This is a genomic window from Neisseria sp. HMSC064D07 (assembly GCF_001837185.1).
GTDB lineage: Bacteria > Pseudomonadota > Gammaproteobacteria > Burkholderiales > Neisseriaceae > Neisseria > Neisseria flavescens_C.
In genome coordinates this window covers 65,291-87,374 of record NZ_KV831647.1, presented here as the reverse complement: position 1 = coordinate 87,374, position 22,084 = coordinate 65,291, and the positions used below count along the sequence as shown (strand labels likewise).

Sequence of the window (22,084 nt, the reverse complement as noted above, 5' to 3'; positions counted from 1 at the left end):
TTTTGGGGAATTTTGCAAAGGTCTCGGCCTTTAAGACTATCTCCAAACTGATTCAATAAAAGGCCGTCTGAAATGCAATACACCATCCGCCCTGCCCTGCGCCAAGACTTGCCCGCTATCGTCGATATTTACAACAGCACCGTGGCCACGCGCCAATCCACGGCCGATTTGTCGCCGACCACGGTTGCCGAACGCGAAATGTGGTTTGCCGCACACACGGACAAACGCCCGATCTACGCCCTTTACGATACCGACGGCACCGTATTGGCCTGGGGCAGTTTCAGCGACTACCATCCTCGCTACGCCGCGCAGAAGTCAGCGTTTATGTCCGCCACGATATGCGCGGCGCAGGCGTGGGCAAAATCCTGTTGCGGCACATGCTCGAACGCGCACCGTCCTTAGGCATCCGCAACGTCATCGCGCTTGTGTTCGGCCACAACTATCCGAGCCTGAACCTGTTTCACCGTTTCGGTTTTGAAGAATGGGGACGGCTGCCGCAAGTCTGCGATTTGGAAACCATGTTGGCAGACGTCGTGATTTTGGGTAAAAAGATTGTGGATTGATTACGACAAAGGCCGTCTGAAAACTGAATTCAGACGGCCTTTTGACGGCAAAACCTTTATTGCGGTTTCTTCGCCAGCATGGTAACGAATTTAAACTGAATCGGATTGCCGAATTCGTCTTTCGCGTGCATCGAACCCAGCTCTTCTTTGTATTCCACCAATTCCCAATCCTTATAGTATTCGCGCAGTTCACCCTCGCCAAACTTGAACGGGAACGGCATCGGACAAGGGAAATCTTCCGTATCCATCGCAGACACGATCAGATTGTAGCCGCCGGGGTTGGTGTGTTCCTTCATATTGGCAATCACGTCAGGAACGTAACGCGGCATCAGGAACATAAACACCACGGTCGCCACCATATAATCAAAGTTTTCCTGAATATTGGTGGCGTTGAGGTCGTATTCAAACGCACGGACATTCAACTCTTCAATACGCGCCAGCTCTTCCACGTTTTGAACCGCATGGGGATTATTATCGACAGCGGTAACGTCAAAACCTTTCAAACCCAGATACAGCGCATTGCGCCCCTGGCCGCAGCCCATATCCAAAACCTTGCCGACGGGCACGATGCCTTCGGCGGCGCGGACGGCCGAATGTGTCGCACTCATGCCGTATTTCTTATTGAAATAGTCCGCCGCCTCGCAGTAAAACGACAGTTGGATTTCCGTGTCTTGCGTTTGCGGCGTGATAAAGTGCCATGCTTGCGGATGGATAATCCAATCATCGCTTTCAGGCGTCAGCTCATGCGTGGCCGTAATATTGCCCGCTTCGTCCACTTCGTTGAAGTTCAGACGGCCTTGAAGGACATTGAGGCAGCCCCAAGTACCGGCGGCGGTATTGTGTTTGGACAATAAGGCTTCAGGAATCTCGTCCGCCGTCCACACCGGCATCTGTTTGTAACAAAACAATTCTTGCTGTTCGCTCATCATGTTTCCTTTCTATTTTGACGGTTTCAACACGGCTTCTGCCAAGGCTTTTTGAATGGCAATCACGCTCTTGTCGCTTTTAAATTGCAAGGTTTCGGTCGGGTCTCGCACTTTGTGCAAGATATACGCCATTTGGAATCCGATCAATACATATTGCCCAAGGCGAAATATCCACCGATCATGACCGTCATATAATACCTCTAATCTAAACTGAAAAATAAACTTCATTACTTATATTGGGTTCAGATATTAAGAAATTATACCAATTAGTTAAAATGGTTTTAAATTGCTCAAACTCAAGATAATCATCAGGATATTCTTCATCTCCCCAATAAATAGTTACTTTATCTAACGAGATTAGCGCACCTAAGGTCTGCCCCCACATATCATATTCAGAAATTTCTTTTTTAGATATTTTATCAATCTCTTCAAGACCATTTTTTATCCACTTTTTCAAATGGGTTATACCTAATCCCTCATCATCAATCAAAAAATGAGTTATATTTAAAGCTTCATTTATATTTAGAATAGAACAATGTGGTTCTAAAGATTCATCTTTCCACATATCTATCCAACTAAACTTCACATTTATCATATCCTACTTGTCTCCCATAACTGGATAACCTGTAGTTTTAGGGTCTTTGTATCCTCTTACTGCTACACCACTTGGTGTTACCCCTTTCCACATAGTTTTCCCCTTTTCTACAAACTCAACCCTATTTTTATACGCTATGATTGTTCTTTTTGGCAATTAGGAACCCTTTCATTCAATCCTTTATTTCGATTTCCTCCTAGATTAGCCATATCTTCCGATTAATTAACCGCATTTATAGTCTTAGATTTCGACATTCCTCTAGCCTTAACTAACGCTACTCCCGCGCCACTTAACGAGTGATAAGTGCAGGGTATTTTACACGCGCAAACCGTATTTGCCGATATTTCAGACGGCCTTATGTTATGATACCGCCTTATTCGACAAAGACATGCCCATGGATAAACCCGTTTACCTCTACACAGACGGCGCATGCAAAGGCAACCCCGGCGCAGGCGGCTGGGGTGTATTTATGCGCTACGGCACACACGAAAAAGAATTGTTCGGCGGCGAAGCCGAAACCACCAACAACCGCATGGAGCTGACCGCCGTCATCGAAGGCCTGAAATCCTTAAAACGCCGCTGCCAAGTCGTCATCTGCACCGACTCGCAATACGTCAAAAACGGCATGGAAAGCTGGATACACGGTTGGAAAAAAAACGGCTGGAAAACCGCCGCTAAAAAACCGGTTAAAAACGACGATTTATGGAAAGAGCTGGATAGTTTGGTTCAACAACACGATGTCCGCTGGACATGGGTAAAAGGCCACGCCGGACACCTTGAAAACGAAAAAGCCGACGAGCTTGCCAATCAAGGGGCGGCAAAATTTGTATGACACTTCATCCATGAATGTACTCAAACATCTCAAACCACTCTTTTGGATTGCCGTCATTGCATTGGTTTGTGTGACGCCCATAACGCTGATGTTCGCCTATTCGCCCTTTCATGATGTCAATGATTTTTTTAAATTTGGATTGTGTGATCACGTTAAGAGTGCCGAAGAATGTGCCGACTGAATCACGCCTGCCTATTTATTTTGGTGGTTTATACCTGAACCGTGGCTGTTCACATTCATCACGCTGACTGCTATTTACCTCATTCTAAAAATCCTGATGGCAATCATCCGATTCCTATTCAGACTGAGAAAGAAAAACCCATGACCTGCCCCATCTGCACTGCCGACAACGAAGACATTTTGCTGCAAACGCCAAACCTGCGCGTTATCGCCGTCCACAACGAAGCCGGCGCACCGGCATTCTGCCGCGTTATTTGGAATGACCATGTTTCCGAGATGACCGACCTTTCCCCTGCCGAACGCAACGAAATCATGGAAATGGTGTATCGGGTTGAAGCCGCAATGCGCCAAGTCTTCCGCCCGGCCAAAATCAATTTGGCCAGCCTCGGCAATGTTGTGCCCCACCTGCATTGGCACGTCATCGCCCGTTTTGAAAACGACGCCAACTTCCCCGCACCGATTTGGGCCGCGCCCGTCCGCGAACACGGCATGACCTTGCCCGAAAACTGGCCGGAAAAAATCAAAAACTTAATCGCTTAAACTTTCAGACGGCCTGTAAGATCCGACACGCCAAGCTTCAGGCCGTCTGAACATATAACGAAAGGAAAACCTCAATGAACTCCACCACGCGCCGCCATTTCCTGCGTACCTGCTCTGCCGCGGCAGGCGCAGGGTTGTTGCAAGCCTGCGGCACAGGCACGACCACCACGCCGCAAACCAAAACCACATCTACCACCGCGAAAGCCCAAACCGTGCAACCTAAGCAACCTCATCCGCCACGTTCCGGCGACAACCTCCTGCGCGTTGTTGCGCCGTCAGGCTTCGCCGAAGACCCCAACCGCGTGACCACCGGCCTGACCCGCCTCTACAACGCAGGCTTTACCGTAACCAACCAACAGGCAGGCAGCCGCCGTTACCAACGCTTTGCCGGCAGCGACGCCCAACGCGCCGCCGACTTCCAAGACGTTGCCAGCGGCCGTGTCGAAACGCCCAAAGTCTTGATGGGCCTGCGCGGCGGCTACGGCGCGGCACGCATCCTGCCGCAAATCGACTTTGCCTCACTCGGCGCCAGAATGCGCGAACGCGGTACATTGTTCTTCGGTTTCAGCGACGTGTGCGCCGTCCAACTCGCCCTGTTGGCCAAAGGCAATATGATGAGCTTTGCCGGCCCGATGGTGTACAGCGAATTCGGCAAAGCTGACCCCAGCGTCTTTACCATGGATTCCTTTATCCGCGGCACGACCAACAACGTCAACATTGTTGATGTCCCAACCATCCAACGCGCCGATGTCAATGTCGAAGGCACATTGTGGGGCGGCAACCTCAGCGTTCTCGCCTCCCTTGCCGGTACGCCTTACATGCCCGATATTCAAGGCGGTATCCTCTTTATCGAAGACGTCAGCGAGCAACCCTACCGCATCGAGCGCATGCTCAACACGCTTTATCTGTCAGGTGTTTTGCAAAAACAACGCGCCATCATCTTCGGCGATTTCCGCATGGGCACCATCCGCGATGTGTACGACTCCAGCTACGATTTCTCCGCCGTCGTCAACCACATTTCGCGCACCGCCAAGATTCCTGTGTTGACCGGCTTCCCATTCGGCCACATCACCAACAAAACCACTTTCCCTTTGGGCGCGCATGCCAAAGTCCGCAGTACCGGCAACGGCGGTTATTCCGTTACCTTCAGTGGCTATCCTACGCTGAACCCGTCCGCGCTGACACTCGACAGCCTGCTGCCGCCTCCTGTTCCGACTTACGACAGCACCATCTACCGCGACAGCATCACTGAAGAAGTCACCGAATAAGGCTTATTCAAATCAAAAGGCCGTCTGAAACTGGGTTTCAGACGGCCTTTTTATATCTTCATCTTAACCGTAACGTCGTTGGAAATCTTTCATAAAGTCGGCCAACGCGTTCACACCTTCAAGCGGCATCGCATTGTAAATACTGGCACGCATACCGCCGACGGTTTTATAACCCTTAAGCAGGCACAAGCCTTGCAACTCGGCTTCCAACACAAAGCGGCGGTCCAAGTCTTCGCTTGCGGTTTTGAAGACCACGTTCATTTTGGAGCGCGCATCAGGATGGATATCGTTGATGTAAAAACCGCCGCTGCCGTCTATCGTCTCATACAAGGTGTGCGCCTTTATTCGATTGACCGCTTCAATTTTTTTCACACCGCCCTGTGTTTGCAGCCAGCGGAACACCAAGCCCGACATATAAATCGCATAAGTGGAAGGCGTGTTGTACATACCGTCGCGGTTGATGTGCGAACGGTAGTTGAACACATCGGGAATATCGTTCGGACAACGCTCCAGTAAATCCTCGCGGATAATGACCACGGTCGCACCGGCAGGGCCGATATTTTTTTGCGCGCCGGCATAAATCAAGCCGTAATCGAATACATTAAACTCACGCGACAAAATCTCGCTCGACATATCGCACACCAACGGTGGCAGGCCGTCTGAAAGTTTGGGGACGTTTTGATACTGCAAGCCGTTTACGGTTTCATTAATCGCAAAATGAACAAACGCAGAATTCGGGTTGACATCCCAATCCTCAACCGCAGGCAGGTTTTTATAGGCATATTGCTCGCCGCCATGCGCGGCCAAACGGATTTCGGCATTGCTCAAACGGCTCATCTGTTCATAGGCAATACGGCTCCAGTTGCCCGTTACCACCGCGTCGGCAGTCGCAAAACCGTGCGCCAAATTCATGGCCACCATATTGAATTGCGTGGTCGCACCGCCCTGTAAAAACAGGATTTTATAATTGGACGGAATATTCAAAAGCTGGCGCAAGTCTTGTTCGGCATGATGCAGAATACTCAAAAACATATCCGAACGGTGGCTCATCGCCATCACGGGGAAACCCGTACCGTTGTAGTCGAGCATTTCCTGTTGCGCGGTACGCAATACCGCTTCCGGCAATACGGCAGGACCTGCGGAAAAATTGTAAATCGGGTGTGCGGACATGGCGGCCTTCTTTCTTATTCGGTGGGTATGAAGAAATTGTAGAACCGCCTTGCACATTGTGCAAGCACGAAAAATCAGAAAATCCAAGGCCGTCTGAAAACAAAGCAATACCAATTATTTGTTTTCCAAACTAATTTAAGAAACACCACACCAAAACTTGTCAACAATTTCCTTTTCAGACGGCCTCAACCCTCCCCTTTACATTTAAGCAATCACTTCAAAAAATCCACGCCAAATCAACACTTTTCTTTTATCTTGAAAACAGTTATAATAGGCCAATTTTTCAAATCACACGAAAAATGGCCGCGCGGCCATTTTTTTGTTTATGTACTTCTGGAGAAGCATGGATATTCAAAGCATTCTTGATAAAACCCTGCCTGGCTTGGGCTACGAGCTGGTCGATTTCGAACTGACCGCACAAGGCGATTTACGCGTTTTCATCGATAAAGAAGGCGGCATCACCGTCGAAGACTGCGCTACTGTCAGCAACCATCTGAGCCGCGTGTTTATGGTTGAAGACATCGACTACAAACGTTTGGAAATCTCCAGCCCTGGCCTTGACCGTCCGTTGAAAAAAGCCGCCGACTTCGTGCGCTTTGCCGGCCAGAACGCCAAAATCAAAACACGCCTGCCGATTGATGGTCAGAAAAACTTCATCGGCCGCATCGAATCTTGCGAAAACGACATCGTTACCGTCTCTTTCGACGGCAAAACCGCCCAAATCGAATTGAGCAACATCGACAAAGCCCGTTTGCGCCCCGAATTTAAATTTTAAAAACCGATTACTTGGAGATTCTAGAAAATGAGTCGCGAAATGTTACAGCTGGCCGAAGCGCTGGCAAGTGAAAAAAACGTTGAAACGGAAGTCGTATTCAAAGCCCTTGAATTCGCCCTCTCTACTGCTGCCAAGAAAAAAGCCGACCGCGAGCACATGGACGTGCGCGTCGAAATCGACCGCGATACCGGCGAATACCAAACCTTCCGCCGCTGGCTGATTGTTGCCGATGAAGACTACACCTACCCCGACGTAGAAAAAACCATCGAGGAAATCCAAGAAGAAATTCCCGGCACCACCATCCAAATCGGCGAATACTACGAAGAGCAGCTGCCAAACGAAGGTTTCGGCCGCCAAGCCGCGCAAACTGCCAAACAAATCATCCTGCAACGCATCCGTGATGCGGAGCGCGAGCAAAACCTGAACGAATTCCTCGCTTCTAAAGAAGACATCGTTTCCGGTACGGTAAAACGTGTCGAGCGCCACGGCATCATCGTTGAAGTCGTCGCAGGCAAACTTGATGCCCTGATTCCGCGCGAAGAAATGATTCCACGCGAAAACTTCCGCAGCGGCGACCGCATCCGCGCCCTCTTCCTGCGTGTGGACGAAATCGGCAATACCGGCCGCAAACAAGTCATTTTGAGCCGTACCAGCGGCGACTTCTTGGCCAAACTCTACGCTAACGAAGTACCTGAAATTGCAGACGGCCTGTTGGAAATCCGCGAAGTAGCACGCGATCCAGGCCAACGTGCCAAAGTTGCCGTTAAGGCCAACGACCAACGCATCGACCCGCAAGGTACTTGTATCGGCGTGCGCGGTTCTCGTGTTAACGCCGTGAGCAACGAATTGTCCGGCGAACGCATCGACATCGTATTGTGGTCTCCTGAGCCTGCCCAATTCGTAATGAATGCGCTGTCTCCCGCCGAAGTAAGCCGCATCGTGATTGATGAAGACAAACACGCTGTTGATGTAATTGTTGATGAAAACCAACTGGCGCTAGCCATCGGCCGCGGCGGTCAAAACGTCCGTCTGGCTTCCATCCTGACCGGCTGGCAGCTGAACATCATGACCGTTGAAGAAGCCGACGAGCGCAATGCCGCCGAAGACGCTGTTATCCGCAACCTATTCACCACCCACTTGAACATCGACGACGAAACCGCCGATATCTTGGTGGAAGAAGGTTTTGCCACTTTGGAAGAAGTTGCTTACGTTCCAGCGGCAGAATTGCTTGCCATTGACGGCTTTGACGAAGAAATCGTTGAAACCCTGCGTAACCGTGCACGCGACGCGATCCTGACCATTACCATCGCCGCAGAAGAAAAACTGGGCGAAGTGTCTGAAGACATGCGCAATTTGGACGGCGTAGATTCCGATATGTTGCGCAAACTGGCCGAAGCCGGAGTTACCCAACGCGATGATCTGGCCGAATTGTCTGTTGACGAATTGGTCGAAATTACCGGTGTTGACGAAGAAGAAGCCAAAAAAGTGATTTTGGCTGCACGCGAACACTGGTTTACTGAAGAAAACAACTAAGGGGGTACTGAATGAGTAATACAACCGTAGCGCAATTTGCCGCCGAACTAAACCGCCCCGTCGATGATTTGCTTAAACAATTGAAAGAAGCCGGGGTCAATAAAAACAGCGGTAATGACAGCATAACCACTGACGACAAACAATTGCTGACCGCTTACCTGCAAAAGAAAAACGGCAGCAACAGTGGCACCATCAGCATCCGCCGCAAAAAAACCGAAGTCAGCACCGTTGACGGCGTAAAAGTGGAAACACGCCGCCGCAGCCGTGCCGTTACCATTCCTTCTTCCGAAGAATTGGTAGCGGAAGCTAAAGCCAAAGTAGCAGCGGAAAACCAAAAAGCTGAAGCAGAAAAAGCAGCTGCTCAAGCTGCCGAAGAAAAAGCCAAAGCTGAAGCAGAAGCTGCCGCAAAAGCCGAAGCCCGTGCCAAAGCAGAGGTCGAAGCAGCCAGACTAAAAGCAGCCAAAGCCGCACCAAAAGCAGAAGGCAAACCTGCCGAAGCCAAAAAAGAAGAAGCCAAACCGGTTGAAGCCGTAGAAGCTAAGGCCGAAGCAAAAGTTAAGGCTAAAGCAGACAACAAGCCGTCTGAAAAATCCGTTGAAGCTGAAAAACCAGCCGAAGCCAAAAAACCTGCCAAAGCCAAACAAGACAAAGGCAGCAAAGGCAAAGAAGCGAAAAAAGCAGCCAAACCTGCCGCTCCTGCCGTACCGCAACCTGTCGTCAGCGTGGAAGAACAGGCTCAACGCGATGAAGAAGCCCGTCGTGCCGCCGCCCTGCGTGCGCATCAAGAAGCCTTGTTGAAAGAAAAACAAGAGCGTCAAGCACGCCGTGAAGCCATGAAACAACAGGCCGATCAAGACTCAAAACCTACTAAAGAAGCCAAATCAGGCGAACGCAATAAGCCTGCCGAGAAAGCAAAAGCGGCATCCGGCGAAGGCAAATCCGAACACAACGCGCGCGGTAAAAAAGAAGACCGTCGTGACCGTGACGAAGAAAACCAAGGCCGTAATGCCAAAGGTAAAGGCGGCAAAGGCGGCCGTGACCGCAACAATGCTCGCAATGGCGACGACGAGCGCGTACGCGGCGGCAAAAAAGGCAAAAAACTCAAACTTGAGCCAAACCAACACGCCTTCCAAGCGCCGACCGAACCTGTCGTACACGAAGTTTTGGTGCCTGAAACCATTACCGTTGCCGACTTGGCACACAAAATGGCCGTTAAAGGCGTTGAAGTGGTTAAAGCCCTGATGAAAATGGGCATGATGGTAACCATCAACCAATCTATCGACCAAGACACTGCCCTGATTGTAGTGGAAGAACTCGGCCACATCGGCAAACCTGCTGCAGCCGACGACCCTGAAGCATTCCTGGATGAAGGCGTTGAAGCAGTTGAAGCCGAAGCATTGCCGCGTCCACCGGTTGTTACCGTGATGGGTCACGTTGACCACGGTAAAACTTCCCTGCTGGACTACATCCGCCGCGCCAAAGTGGTACAAGGCGAAGCGGGTGGCATTACCCAACACATCGGTGCATACCACGTTGAAACCCCTCGCGGCGTGATTACTTTCTTGGATACTCCGGGTCACGAAGCGTTTACCGCAATGCGTGCGCGCGGTGCGAAAGCAACCGATATCGTGATCCTCGTGGTTGCCGCCGACGACGGCGTGATGCCGCAAACCATCGAGGCAATTGCCCACGCTAAAGCCGCCGGCGTACCAATTGTGGTTGCCGTCAACAAAATCGATAAAGAAGCCGCCAACCCTGAGCGTATCCGCCAAGAGCTGACTGCGCACGAAGTCGTGCCTGACGAATGGGGCGGCGATGTACAGTTTATCGACGTTTCCGCTAAAAAAGGCCTGAACATCGATGCATTGCTCGAAGCCGTCTTGCTCGAAGCCGAAGTTTTGGAACTGACTGCCCCAGTCGATGCACCTGCCAAAGGTATCATTGTTGAGGCACGTTTGGACAAAGGCCGCGGCGCGGTTGCCACATTGCTGGTTCAAAGCGGTACACTGAAAAAAGGCGATATGCTGCTGGCCGGTACTGCATTCGGTAAAATCCGTGCAATGGTTGACGAAAACGGCAAAGCCATCAATGAAGCCGGTCCGTCTATCCCTGTCGAAATCCTCGGCTTGTCCGACGTTCCGAACGCAGGCGAAGATGCAATGGTATTGGCTGACGAGAAAAAAGCGCGCGAAATCGCCCTCTTCCGTCAAGGCAAATACCGCGACGTACGCTTGGCCAAACAACAGGCCGCAAAACTGGAAAACATGTTCAACAACATGGGCGAAAACCAAGCCCAATCCTTGTCCGTCATCATCAAAGCAGACGTACAAGGTTCTTACGAAGCTTTGGCGGGCAGTCTGAAAAAACTGTCCACAGACGAAGTGAAAGTGAACGTGTTGCACAGCGGCGTTGGCGGCATTACCGAATCTGATGTCAACTTGGCCATCGCTTCCGGCGCATTCATCATCGGCTTTAACGTCCGTGCAGATGCTTCCGCACGCAAACTGGCTGAGAATGAAAACGTGGAAATCCGTTACTACAACATCATTTACGATGCCATCGACGACGTGAAAGCCGCCATGAGCGGTATGCTCTCTCCGGAAGAGAAAGAGCAAGTAACCGGCACGGTCGAAATCCGTCAGGTTATCTCCGTTTCCAAAGTCGGTAATATTGCAGGCTGTATGGTTACCGATGGGGTGGTCAAACGCGATTCCCATGTCCGCCTCATCCGCAACAACGTGGTTATCCATACCGGCGAGCTATCTTCTTTGAAACGCTACAAAGACGACGTCAAAGAAGTCCGCATGGGCTTCGAGTGTGGTCTGATGCTCAAAGGCTACAACGAGATTATGGAAGGCGACCAACTCGAATGTTTCGACATCGTCGAAGTTGCCCGTACTCTGTAATCAGACAGACCGTCTGAAAAATTAGAAGCAGGTTTTGCAATGCGAAACCTGCTTCTAATTTTTCAGACGGCCTTTTTACAACCATTCATAGTTTGAAACTATTGAAATTGATGTGTGGTATATAAGAAACAAAACAGCCGCACAAGGCAAAGCCATTTGGCAAAAGAATAGACGGCAAACTAAGCCTGATAAGGCTCTCTATATATTGTCATATCTTAACGTTTCTGTTGTTTTTCTCAAATTTCGGCACTAGTATATACAGCCTAAACACAATACAAATTAAGCAATACCGGTCATATGCCGGATACGTTTACTTCCTTGTTACTCTCATCAATATCTAAAGAAAATATCATGACAATCGAAAAAGCAATGCGCATCCGCAATGCGCAATTTGAATTACGACATTTAGAGCAATTACAGCCATCCCCTATTGCACAAGCAACAACAGGTACATCGGGAGATGACGTTTATTATGTAACCCGCAGCGACGATAAAATCATTGAAAATCCAAATGGTGGCGATGATACGGTTTACAGCAACGTCAGCTATACCCTTCCAAACCACGTTGAAAACCTTGTTTTGACGGGTACAGCCAACATTTTCGGTGCTGGCAACAACAGCAACAACATCCTCATCGGCAATGAAGGCCGCAACCGCCTCAACAGCGGCCGCGGAGACGACATCGTTTACGGCGGTGGCGGTAACGATTTCATCAACGGCGGCGAAGGCGACGACCGTCTTTTCGGCGAAACAGGCAATGACACCCTCAACGGAGAAACAGGCAACGATGTGCTTGAAGGTGGCGAAGGTGACGACACCTACCTTTTCTCTGCCAAAAGCGAGCAAGACACCATCATCGACAACCAAGGCCACAACAGCATCCGCTTCCATACTGACCTGAGCCTTAACGATTTAACCGTTGAAGTCCGAAACAATGAAACCGGCGGTCATGACTGGCTGATTGCCGTGAAAAACAGCAACGCCGTTTTAACCATCAAAAACCAATACACTCAAAACGGTACAACACCGGCAGTCTCCCAATTCATCATCGGCACACAAAAACTGGATGTAAACAGCTTTGCCAAATATTTTGATATTTCCCTGACAGAGCATACCGAAAGCGGTAAGACCATCGATGGCAGCGACGACAATGACCACCTGATCGGCACATCCGGCGACGATATTATCGACGGCAAAGCCGGTGCCGACATTATGGAAGGTGGGGATGGCAATGACACTTACTACATTGATGATGTCAAAGACGTGGTGATTGAACAGGCTGACGGCGGCGAAGACACCGTATTCAGCAGCATTTCCCATACTGCCGCTACCCATGTCGAAAATGTTACCTTGACCGGCTCGGCCAATATTTTTGCTGCCGGCAACAACAGCAATAACATCCTGACCGGTAACGAAGGCCGCAACCGCCTCAACAGCGGACGCGGTGATGATACCGTTTACGGCATGGGTGGCAACGACAACCTAAACGGCGGCGACGGCAACGACTATCTAGATGGCGGCGACGGTAACGATCTCATCAACGGTGATGCAGGCAACGATGTTTTGGTGGGCGGCAAGGGGAAAGACATTCTGAAAGGCGGCGCCGGAAACGATACCTATATCTACGGCAACAACGATACCATTATCGACAACCAAGGCATCAATACCCTCAAGTTTTCAGACGGCCTGAACAATGCCAAGCTCAACTTGAAGACCATCCATAACGATGATGGCAGCCAAAGCTGGGAAATTACTTCGGAACAAGGTTCAGCCCTGATTCAAAACCAAATCGGCGCGGATGGCAGTATTTCCATCGACCGTTTCCAGTTCAACGACCAAACCTACACTGCCGCGCAGTTCCAACAGGCCTTCCAACCAGTGAAAGCCGAAACCATTAAATTTGCCGGCACAAACGGCGACGACACTTTGCATGGTAATGCAGCCGACAATGAAATTGACGCTGGCAACGACGGCCATGACACCCTCTATGGCCACGACGGAGATGACATCTTACGCGAACACAGCGAAACCTATTACGGCAACGAACCTGCTTCCGACGATAAATTCTATGGTGGCAACGGTAACGACAAACTCTATGCCCATGTAGGCACCGACTTACTCGACGGCGGCGCAGGCAATGATTATCTGGAAGGCGGAGAACACAACGACACCTATGTTTTCGGAAAAGGTTACGGCCACGACACCATTTTCGACTACAACTTCGGTTTTGATAGCGAGGCAAGCCTACACAGACTCAACGCTAATGTCGTTAAATTTACCGGCGGCATTACCCTTGACGACCTCGAAATTACCGTTGAAAAAGGTTACGACAAAACCGGGATTGCCGACATACCCGACAGCAACCAATTTGTATCCCCCCCCCTGTTGGATGGCGATACTTGGCATATCCGCATTAAAGGCACGGACGATGTTTTAACCATCAAAAACCAAAGCGGTATTTATGGTGCGATTTCCGAGTTTCAGTTTGACGGCAATACCTCATACAGCACAGGCGAGCTGATCAACCACTTCAAACTGTCTATCCCGCACATGATCGGCAACAAAAACATCGTCCAATACACAGGCCAACCCGTTGAAGAACTCAACCGTGATGTGTACAACAACTTCAATCACACCATCCACGCCGATAGCGACAACAGCGATTTAGATTTGTCGCATTACACTTCTGTTGTCGAATACAGGGGCAACCGAAGCGATGAAACCATTACTTTGGGCCGAGGCATCAACATCGTTGATACGGCCGGCGGCAACGATACCATTACCGACCCGGGTGCCGACAACACCGTTATCATGTTTGGCAGAAACAGCGGCAACGACACCTTTAATCCGTATGGTGGCAGCGATACCCAAGTCCTTTTCAAAGAAGGGCTGACGCTGAAAGATTTACAGTTGAAAACCGGCGATGATTGGGTCTTAACCATCAAAGATACAGGCGACACCCTGACCATCCATGACATTGCCAACAATAATGTCGACAGCTTTGTATTCGGAAACGGTAAGAGCTACACCGCCGACGAAATCAGCAAAGCACTGATGACTGAAAATACACAAAACAACGGTATCCTGTAAAACTCAAAGGCCGTCTGAAACCTTAATTCAGACGGCCTTAGTCCTTTGCTGATTTATTTATCGTTCTGTTATATAATTATTCTCATTCGAATTCACAAGAAAGAATAAAAATGAATGCCTTAAATCTCCTCACCACGCGTCGTTCTTCCAAAAAACTGACTGCTCCGGCACCCAATGCCGAGCAACTAGAACAAATGCTGCAAGCGGCAACACAAGTACCCGATCACGGCAATATGCGCCCTTTCCGCTTTACCGTTATTCAAAGCGAAGCCGGTTTGCAACGTTTCCGTGCGCTTTTGAGCAAGACCGTTACCGAACTCAACTTCGGCGATGATGCCATGAAAAAGGCCGAACGTGTCGGCAACATGGCGCCTATGATTATCGGCGTTACATTCGCGCCGAACCGTGAAGTGGCAAAACCGAAACCTGAATGGGAGCAAATGCTGACTGCCGGATGCGCCGCCTATGCTTTACAACTGGCTGCTTCTGCCCAAGGCTTCGACAATGTTTGGATTACGGGCATGTGGGTCAACAGCCCATTGTTGCGCGAAGCATTTGAGTGTGCTGACAAAGACAAAATCATCGGCCTGATGATGATTGGTTCGCCGACCGAAGAAGGCGGCGGCCCGAAAAATACTAACTTGGAATGTTTTACAACTTATTGGTAACGCCTGAAAACACTATGGCCGTCTGAAAACCTGATTTAATGGTTGTTCAGACGGCCTTTCTATATCTATTATCGAAGCATCAAGCCGGACACATAAACGCTTCAATTTCTTCCAAAGAAATATCTGCCGTTGCACCATGACGTGAAGCAACCAACGCACCCAGCGCACAAGCAAAAGCAATGGCTTCTTGAGGAGGCGCATTGTTCAGCAGTTTGTAAGTCAAACCGCCAAGAAAGCTGTCGCCTGAGCCGACAGTATCCACCACTTTGACGCGGAAACCGCAATGACGGTACAACTCGCCGTCCTTATACAAAACCGCGCCATGACTACCCAAAGTTACACACAAGATTTTGACACCTGTCAGCTTAACAAGGTAGCTAATATTTTGTTCGATACTGTGATAAGGAGAGCCATAAGCCGCAGCTAATTCATACAACTCATCATCATTGAGTTTGACCATATCGGACTGTTTCATGGTCTCCAACAAGCGGTCAATATCGTAATGAGGCTTGCGCAGATTAACATCAAAAATTTTGAATTTGGCTTCTTTCAGCAAAACTGCCAAACTTTTACGCGAAACTTCATCACGGGTTGCCAAGCTGCCAAAAACGAAAGCATCGGATTCTGACACACGTTTGATTGCCGCATCATCAACCGCAATCCTGTCCCACGCGCAAGGATAAACAATCTCATAAGACGCACTGCCAGACTTGTCCAAGTGTACTTTCACCAAACTGGTCGCGCATTCCTGGCAAACCTGCAAATAATCAGTGTTGACGTTTTTGCTTTGAATCTTGCATAGCAATTCTTCACCATCGGCATCATCGCCGCGACGACTGATAATGGCAGTATCGATACCCAAAGACTGCAAACGAACGGTAACATTCAAGGGTGCACCACCCAATACCTTTCCGTTTGGAAAATCGTCCCACAGTACTTCGCCGAAACTGGTTACTTTCATTCTTGGCCTTCCTTTTTTGAGGTTGATTGGCAGGGTCTGCACTCCCGACAGATTTTTTGCAAATCATGTACTTGTAGTAAAACTCCAGCATCGGGGGCAAAAGTATTATGTTTTAAAATATTGGGACTGACAAGCAATTAAGGGAACATCAGACAATAAACTTGATTCATCACAAAATTATATTGTTCCTATTTTTTCTTTTTCTTTCATATTTATCCCCTCATATTTCATTAAAACAAAATATTCTGAAATTTAAATACAAAAAGCCGTCTGAAAACTGATTCAATCAATTTTCAGACGGCCTTTATTGAAGTATTGCAACGATTAAACCACAACTTCTTCTTTTTTCTTCACTTCTTTGGCAATGTTCTCACGACTCAAACCGAACATCAGCAAGAGCGGGCTGGCAACCAATACGGAAGAGTAAATACCGAATACGATACCGATGGTCAGCGCCATAGAGAAACCGTGCAAGGCTGCACCGCCGAACACCAGCATAGAAACAACCATTGCCTCGGTCGAACCGTGGGTAATGATGGTACGGCTCATGGTTGCAGTAATCGCGTTGTCGATGACTTCCGGCACAGTGTGGCCGCGCATATGTGGCTTACGGAAGTTTTCACGAATACGGTCAAACACAACCACAGATTCGTTCACGGAATAACCCAAAACTGCCAAGATACCTGCCAAGACAGTCAGAGAGAATTCCCATTGGAAGAAGGCGAAACAGCCGAGAATAATCACGATATCGTGCATATTCGCAATAATCGCGGATACTGCAAAACGCCACTCAAAACGCATGGACAAGTAAATAATAATACCTGCCACCACGAAGCCCAATGCCATCAAACCATTGGTAACCAATTCTTCACCAACCTGGGGGCCAATGAATTCGACTTGGCGCAAGGTAACGTCAGGATTGTCTTTTTTCAGCAAATCCATCACTTGGTTGGACAGCTGGGCAGACGTTACGCCTTCTTTGTTTGGCAGGCGAATCATGATGTGTTTGTTCGTACCCAATGCCTGAACCTGTACATCACCCATTTTCAGCGTATCGAGGCGTTCGCGCGTTTTATTCACATCCACGCCCTGCTGATATTGGACTTCCATCACCGTACCGCCGGTAAATTCAACGGAGAAATTCAGGCCTTTGGTTACTAAAAAGAACACGGCGGCGATAAACGTAACCAACGAAATAAAAGTCGTCAGTTTGCCGTAGCTCATAAACGGAATATCGCGTTTGATTTTAAATAATTCCATGTTTTACTCCTTGCCTTCTGCCATTTCAGCTTTCGGCTTCCATACCGCACCAATGGAAATATTCCGCAATTTGCGACGGCGACCGTACCACAGGTTGACCAAAGCACGGAACACGACCACAGACGAGTACATCGAGGTCAGAATACCGATACAGTGCACAACGGCAAAACCGCGTACAGGGCCGGAACCGAATACCAACAAAGCAATACCGGCAATCAGAGAGGTCAAGTTAGAGTCGACAATGGTTGCCCAAGCGTGTTGGAAACCCAGATTGATTGCCTGCTGAGGTGGCATACCTCCGCGTAATTCTTCACGGATACGCTCGTTAATCAATACGTTGGAGTCAATCGCCATACCCAATGTCAATGCCAACGCTGCAATACCCGGCAGGGTCAGCGTTGCCTGCATAGCAGACAAAATGCCTACCAAGAACAAAATATTGGTACTCAAAGCGATGGTAGAGAAGAAACCCATCAGGCGGTAGTAAACCACCATAAATGCGGCAACGGCGGCAAAGCCCCACAAGGTGGAATTGAAACCTTTTTCAATGTTTTCTTTACCCAAAGACGGGCCAATGGTACGTTCTTCGACAATTTGCATAGGTGCAGCCAGCGAGCCGGCACGCAGCAACAATGAAGTATCTTCAGCTTCTGCTTTTGTCATACTGCCAGTAATTTCTACACGACCACCGGTAATTGCACCGAGGATTTTAGGTGCAGTGACGACTTCAGATTTACCTTGGTCGATCAACACCATAGCCATACGTTTACCCACATTAGCCGAAGTCAATTCGCCAAAAATACTACCGCCTGCACTATCCAATCTCAGGCTCACAGAAGGTGCGCCCATTTGGTCAGTGCTAGGTTGCGCGTCATTAATATTGTCGCCGGTCAGTTCAACTTGTTTACTAACCAAAATAGTTTCAAAACGATCGCCACCGCTTGACAGCAATTCGTAACCGGTCGGCACATTGCCGTTCAAAGCTTCTTGCAATTTGATCGGATCGTCTTCCACCATACGCACTTCCAAAGTCGCGGTACGGCCGATAATGTCTTTTGCTTTGGCAGTATCTTGTACACCCGGCAGCTGTACGACAATGCGGTCAAGGCCGGATTGTTGGATAACCGGTTCTGCCACACCCAATTCGTTCACACGGTTGTGCAACGTATTAATGTTTTGTTTAACTGCATCAGAACGTACTTTATTGATTGCCTCTTCAGACAAAGTCAGCACGATATTGTTACCGTCCGGCAGCAGCGTAGCTTCAGGGAACAATTTTTGCAACTGAGGCAAGGCTTTTTGTACATCGGCAGCATCTTGCAAAGGCACGGTCAGACCGTTTTCAGTCTGATGCACCGTGCCGGTACGGATTTTTTCGCGGCGCAATTCGCGGCGGATATCGCCGGAATAACGTTCAAACGTTTTCTGCATCGCGGCTTTCATGTCCACCTGCATGGTGAAATGCACGCCGCCGCGCAAGTCCAGGCCCAGGAACATCGGATTAGCTTTGATTTTCGCCATCCACTCAGGGCTGTCTGCCAACAGGTTGAGCGCGGTAATATAGCCCTCGCCTAAAGTATTTTCGATGACGTCGCGCGCTTTCAGTTGCGTTTCGGTATCTTTGAAACGCACTTTCAGCGAGTTGTCGACGATGAACATACCATCAGTCTGAATACCTGCCTGTTTCAGCGCGGCATCCACTTTAGACTGGGTTTGATCGTTGATCACGATGGCTTGTCGGTTGGTTGATACCTGTACGGCAGGCGTTTCACCGAAAAGGTTGGGCAGCGAGTAAACAGCCGCAACCACAATCGTGAACGCAATCAGCAGGTATTTCCATAAAGGATAACGGTTCATGGTAAACCTTTGCTTTATTTATAAAGGCAAACAGCCGCGCTCGGAAAATGAGGCGGCTTTTTGCAAAAAAACGGATTATTCGGCTTTCGCGGCAATTGCGTTGCGCTCAACTTCCACTTCGATTTTCGCACCTTGACCGATGTCGACAGTGTAGAATTGCTCGCCGACTTTGGTCACGCGGCCTTTGAAGCCTGCCGCCAAAACGACTTTATCGCCGACTTTCAAAGCGGCCAACATCGCTTGGTGCGCTTTGAATTTCTTTTGTTGAGGACGCATAATCAGGAAGTAGAACACCACCATGATCAGCACTAAAGGGGCAAATTGAGCCACTGCTTGATTCATAATATATCCGTTCTTTCAAGTTTTAGATTAAGTAAAAAACTGCATACAGCCCCAAACGCAGTTGGTCGGACTGTAAAATTGAGCTATTCTAAAGGCCGTCTGAAAAATTTCCAAGCATTTCCGTATTTATTAACCATATTTAGCAGTCCGTGCGACTCGTTCGATACACACTTTCCATGCTTAAAAAAATCATTTGGCGCGTGCGTACCCTGCTGCGTCGACTACTTGGCAAAAATGCCCGCACCGTATGGATTTCCCATCCGATATTTCTGCAGCACCAGCCAGGCACCAACCACCCCGACAATCCAGAACGCATCAGCTCCATTCAATCCGCCTTAAAAAAGGAAGGCATTTGGCGTCATCTGCAAACCGCTGAAGCACCCGAAATTAAAGATGCACAACTAGCATTGGTCCACTCGCGCAACTATCTGCACGAGTTGGAATCTGCCCAGCCGCTCCCCGGTAAAATCCACCGTATCGACGACGATACCGTCATCTGCCACGACTCCCTCCAAGCCGCCCGTTTTGCGGCCGGAGCCGTTGTCAAAGCAGTCGATATGGTGATGAACAAAAAGGCCTGGCATGCTTTTTGCGCCATCCGCCCGCCAGGCCACCATGCCCACAGCAACAGCGCCGGCGGATTTTGCCTGATCAACAACGTTGCCGCCGGCGTGATGCACGCCATTGCCCAATACCGCTTGCAACGCATCGCCGTCATCGATTTCGACGTCCACTTCGGCGATGGTACGGCGGAGATTCTCCAAGACGATCCGCGCGTGATGTTTTTCAACCTGTTTGAAACCGACATCTTTCCCTTCCCTCAGGCGGAACAATACGCCGGCAATAAAAATATGCTGCATACGCCCCTCAAACCGGGCACAGGCAGCCGTATCTTCCGCACGACCATCCGCAAACAATGGCTGCCCAAGCTCACGGCTTTCCGTCCCGAGTTGGTGTTGCTTTCGGCAGGTTTTGACGGGCATAAACAAGACGAAACAGGCCGTCTGAACCTGCATGAAGCCGACTTTGCCTGGCTGACGCACAAAATCGTCCAAGCAACGGCAAGCTGTCAAGGACGTGTCGTTTCCGTGCTGGAAGGCGGCTATACCTTGGAATCCATGTCCAAATCCGCCGCCGCCCATATTCGCGTATTGGCGGGCTTAAGCAAGGCCGACTACGTCATCGCCTACCAAAAACATCTGAAGCGCGGCAAAAGTAACAATCCTACACCATAACGCATTCAAACTATTGCCCCAGTCCGTCTGAAAATAGATTATCCATTTCAGACGGCCTTTTTTTTCATTTACAAACTTTAATTTGAGCAAAGACAAACCATTTCCATATTATTAGTAGTAAAATAACAAACATAAAACATATCAATAAAACCATTTCACACGCCACACTGCTTCCCTTTCCCTAATTGACCGTCTTTTTCAGACGGCCTCCACTTTAAAAAAGGAGCGTTACAATGAAAGCAGCACGTTTTTATAACAAAGGCGACATCCGCATCGAAGACATTCCAGAGCCAACCGTAGCTCCGGGTACTGTCGGCATCAATGTTGCTTGGTGCGGTATCTGCGGTACCGACCTGCACGAATTCATGGAAGGCCCGATTTTCATTCCGCCTTGCGGCCATCCGCACCCAATCTCCGGCGAGTCAGCCCCTGTAACCATGGGTCACGAGTTCTCCGGCGTGGTTTATGCCGTAGGCGAAGGCGTGGACGACATCAAAGTCGGCCAACACGTTGTTGTCGAACCCTACATCATCCGCGACGATGTACCGACCGGCGAAGGCAGCAACTACCACCTCTCCAAAGACATGAACTTCATCGGCTTGGGCGGCTGCGGTGGCGGCTTGTCTGAAAAAATCGCCGTCAAACGCCGTTGGGTACACCCTATTTCCGACAAAATCCCATTGGACCAAGCTGCTTTGATTGAGCCTCTGTCTGTCGGCCACCATGCTTATGTACGCAGTGGTGCGAAAGAAGGCGATGTTGCATTGGTCGGCGGTGCAGGCCCAATCGGTTTGCTGTTGGCTGCCGTACTGAAAGCCAAAGGCATCAAAGTCATCATCACCGAATTGAGCAAAGCACGTAAAGACAAAGCACGCGAAGCCGGCGTGGCCGACTACATCCTCGACCCATCCGAAGTCGATGTCGTCGAAGAAGTGAAAAAACTGACCAACGGCGAAGGCGTAGACGTTGCATTCGAATGCACCAGCGTCAACAAAGTGCTGGACACCATGGTCGAAGCGTGCCGTCCGACTGCGAAAGTCGTCATCGTATCCATTTGGAGCCACCCCGCTACCATCAACGTCCACAGCGTTGTGATGAAAGAGCTGGACGTGCGCGGCACCATCGCCTACTGCAACGACCACGCCGAAACCATCAAATTGGTTGAAGAAGGCAAAATCAACCTTGAGCCTTTCATCACCCAACGCATCAAACTGGACGAATTGATTTCCGAAGGCTTCGAGCGCTTGATCCACAACAACGAATCCGCAGTAAAAATCATTGTCAATCCTAATCTTTAATCCTAAGGCTTAAAGAATAAAACAGGCCGTCTGAAACTTTTCAGACGGCCTGTGTACTTGATAAATTCCCGAATGGCCCAATTCT

At 49.5% G+C, this 22,084-nt stretch carries 17 protein-coding genes and 1 pseudogene; 11 read left to right on the top strand and 7 right to left on the bottom strand.

Annotated features, from left to right (window positions below):
- The first annotated feature begins 72 nt into the window (after nucleotides 1–72).
- Nucleotides 73–563 (top strand): annotated as a pseudogene (locus HMPREF2608_RS01295) (N-acetyltransferase family protein).
- Nucleotides 564–619: 56 nt separating this feature from the next.
- On the opposite strand, the gene tehB reads toward HMPREF2608_RS01295, so the two are convergent.
- A complete protein-coding gene (tehB, locus tag HMPREF2608_RS01290) occupies nucleotides 620–1,489 on the bottom strand; it encodes an SAM-dependent methyltransferase TehB (protein ID WP_070825710.1) in 870 nt (289 codons plus the stop codon).
- Between the two features lie 205 nt (nucleotides 1,490–1,694).
- Nucleotides 1,695–2,054: a hypothetical protein gene (locus tag HMPREF2608_RS01285; protein ID WP_141761445.1), complete on the bottom strand. Its 360-nt coding sequence runs from the start codon at nucleotides 2,052–2,054 to the stop codon at nucleotides 1,695–1,697.
- A 424-nt stretch (nucleotides 2,055–2,478) separates the two neighbouring features.
- On the opposite strand from HMPREF2608_RS01285, the gene rnhA reads away from it, so the two are divergent.
- The 3 genes from rnhA (at nucleotide 2,479) to HMPREF2608_RS01270 (ending at nucleotide 4,904) form a co-directional block, all read left to right on the top strand.
- Nucleotides 2,479–2,916: a ribonuclease HI gene (gene rnhA, locus HMPREF2608_RS01280; RefSeq protein ID WP_070825709.1), complete on the top strand. Its 438-nt coding sequence runs from the start codon at nucleotides 2,479–2,481 to the stop codon at nucleotides 2,914–2,916.
- Between the two features lie 321 nt (nucleotides 2,917–3,237).
- Nucleotides 3,238–3,636 carry an HIT family protein gene (locus HMPREF2608_RS01275; protein ID WP_070825708.1) on the top strand — a complete coding sequence of 133 codons (399 nt, stop codon included), beginning with the start codon at nucleotides 3,238–3,240 and terminating at the stop codon, nucleotides 3,634–3,636.
- Nucleotides 3,637–3,710: 74 nt separating this feature from the next.
- Nucleotides 3,711–4,904, top strand: coding sequence for an LD-carboxypeptidase (locus HMPREF2608_RS01270; protein ID WP_070825706.1), 1,194 nt, complete (start codon nucleotides 3,711–3,713; stop codon nucleotides 4,902–4,904).
- Nucleotides 4,905–4,967: 63 nt separating this feature from the next.
- Here the strand turns inward: HMPREF2608_RS01270 and serC are convergent, their stop codons facing one another.
- Nucleotides 4,968–6,074 carry a phosphoserine transaminase gene (serC, locus tag HMPREF2608_RS01265; RefSeq protein WP_070825705.1) on the bottom strand — a complete coding sequence of 369 codons (1,107 nt, stop codon included), beginning with the start codon at nucleotides 6,072–6,074 and terminating at the stop codon, nucleotides 4,968–4,970.
- Between the two features lie 343 nt (nucleotides 6,075–6,417).
- Here serC and rimP point away from each other — a divergent pair, with 343 nt between their 5' ends.
- The 5 genes from rimP to HMPREF2608_RS01240 all read left to right on the top strand — a co-directional run bounded on the left by rimP (nucleotide 6,418) and on the right by HMPREF2608_RS01240 (nucleotide 15,046).
- On the top strand, nucleotides 6,418–6,849 hold the full coding sequence (rimP, locus tag HMPREF2608_RS01260) for a ribosome maturation factor RimP (protein ID WP_003685973.1): 432 nt from the start codon (nucleotides 6,418–6,420) through the stop codon (nucleotides 6,847–6,849).
- Nucleotides 6,850–6,876: 27 nt separating this feature from the next.
- Nucleotides 6,877–8,382, top strand: coding sequence for a transcription termination factor NusA (gene nusA, locus HMPREF2608_RS01255; protein ID WP_049330906.1), 1,506 nt, complete (start codon nucleotides 6,877–6,879; stop codon nucleotides 8,380–8,382).
- Nucleotides 8,383–8,393: 11 nt separating this feature from the next.
- Complete coding sequence (gene infB / locus HMPREF2608_RS01250; protein ID WP_070825704.1) at nucleotides 8,394–11,288, top strand: translation initiation factor IF-2; 2,895 nt, start codon at nucleotides 8,394–8,396, stop codon at nucleotides 11,286–11,288.
- A gap of 351 nt (nucleotides 11,289–11,639) precedes the next feature.
- Nucleotides 11,640–14,378: a calcium-binding protein gene (locus tag HMPREF2608_RS01245; protein ID WP_070825703.1), complete on the top strand. Its 2,739-nt coding sequence runs from the start codon at nucleotides 11,640–11,642 to the stop codon at nucleotides 14,376–14,378.
- Between the two features lie 110 nt (nucleotides 14,379–14,488).
- Complete coding sequence (locus HMPREF2608_RS01240; RefSeq protein WP_070825702.1) at nucleotides 14,489–15,046, top strand: nitroreductase family protein; 558 nt, start codon at nucleotides 14,489–14,491, stop codon at nucleotides 15,044–15,046.
- Between the two features lie 79 nt (nucleotides 15,047–15,125).
- Here the strand turns inward: HMPREF2608_RS01240 and HMPREF2608_RS01235 are convergent, their stop codons facing one another.
- The 4 genes from HMPREF2608_RS01235 to yajC all read right to left on the bottom strand — a co-directional run bounded on the left by HMPREF2608_RS01235 (nucleotide 15,126) and on the right by yajC (nucleotide 19,466).
- Nucleotides 15,126–16,007 (bottom strand): carbohydrate kinase family protein, encoded by an 882-nt coding sequence (locus HMPREF2608_RS01235; RefSeq protein ID WP_070825701.1) that lies wholly within the window; start codon nucleotides 16,005–16,007, stop codon nucleotides 15,126–15,128.
- 324 nt (nucleotides 16,008–16,331) lie between these two features.
- Nucleotides 16,332–17,267, bottom strand: coding sequence for a protein translocase subunit SecF (gene secF, locus HMPREF2608_RS01230; protein ID WP_003686183.1), 936 nt, complete (start codon nucleotides 17,265–17,267; stop codon nucleotides 16,332–16,334).
- Nucleotides 17,268–17,270: 3 nt separating this feature from the next.
- Nucleotides 17,271–19,124, bottom strand: coding sequence for a protein translocase subunit SecD (gene secD, locus HMPREF2608_RS01225; RefSeq protein WP_070825700.1), 1,854 nt, complete (start codon nucleotides 19,122–19,124; stop codon nucleotides 17,271–17,273).
- Between the two features lie 75 nt (nucleotides 19,125–19,199).
- Nucleotides 19,200–19,466 carry a preprotein translocase subunit YajC gene (yajC, locus tag HMPREF2608_RS01220; RefSeq protein WP_003675720.1) on the bottom strand — a complete coding sequence of 89 codons (267 nt, stop codon included), beginning with the start codon at nucleotides 19,464–19,466 and terminating at the stop codon, nucleotides 19,200–19,202.
- A gap of 176 nt (nucleotides 19,467–19,642) precedes the next feature.
- Between yajC and HMPREF2608_RS01215 the strand changes: the two genes are divergently transcribed.
- Nucleotides 19,643–20,701: a histone deacetylase family protein gene (locus tag HMPREF2608_RS01215; RefSeq protein WP_070825699.1), complete on the top strand. Its 1,059-nt coding sequence runs from the start codon at nucleotides 19,643–19,645 to the stop codon at nucleotides 20,699–20,701.
- 233 nt (nucleotides 20,702–20,934) lie between these two features.
- Nucleotides 20,935–21,999 (top strand): 2,3-butanediol dehydrogenase, encoded by a 1,065-nt coding sequence (locus tag HMPREF2608_RS01210; RefSeq protein ID WP_003745670.1) that lies wholly within the window; start codon nucleotides 20,935–20,937, stop codon nucleotides 21,997–21,999.
- Nucleotides 22,000–22,084: the final 85 nt, after the last annotated feature.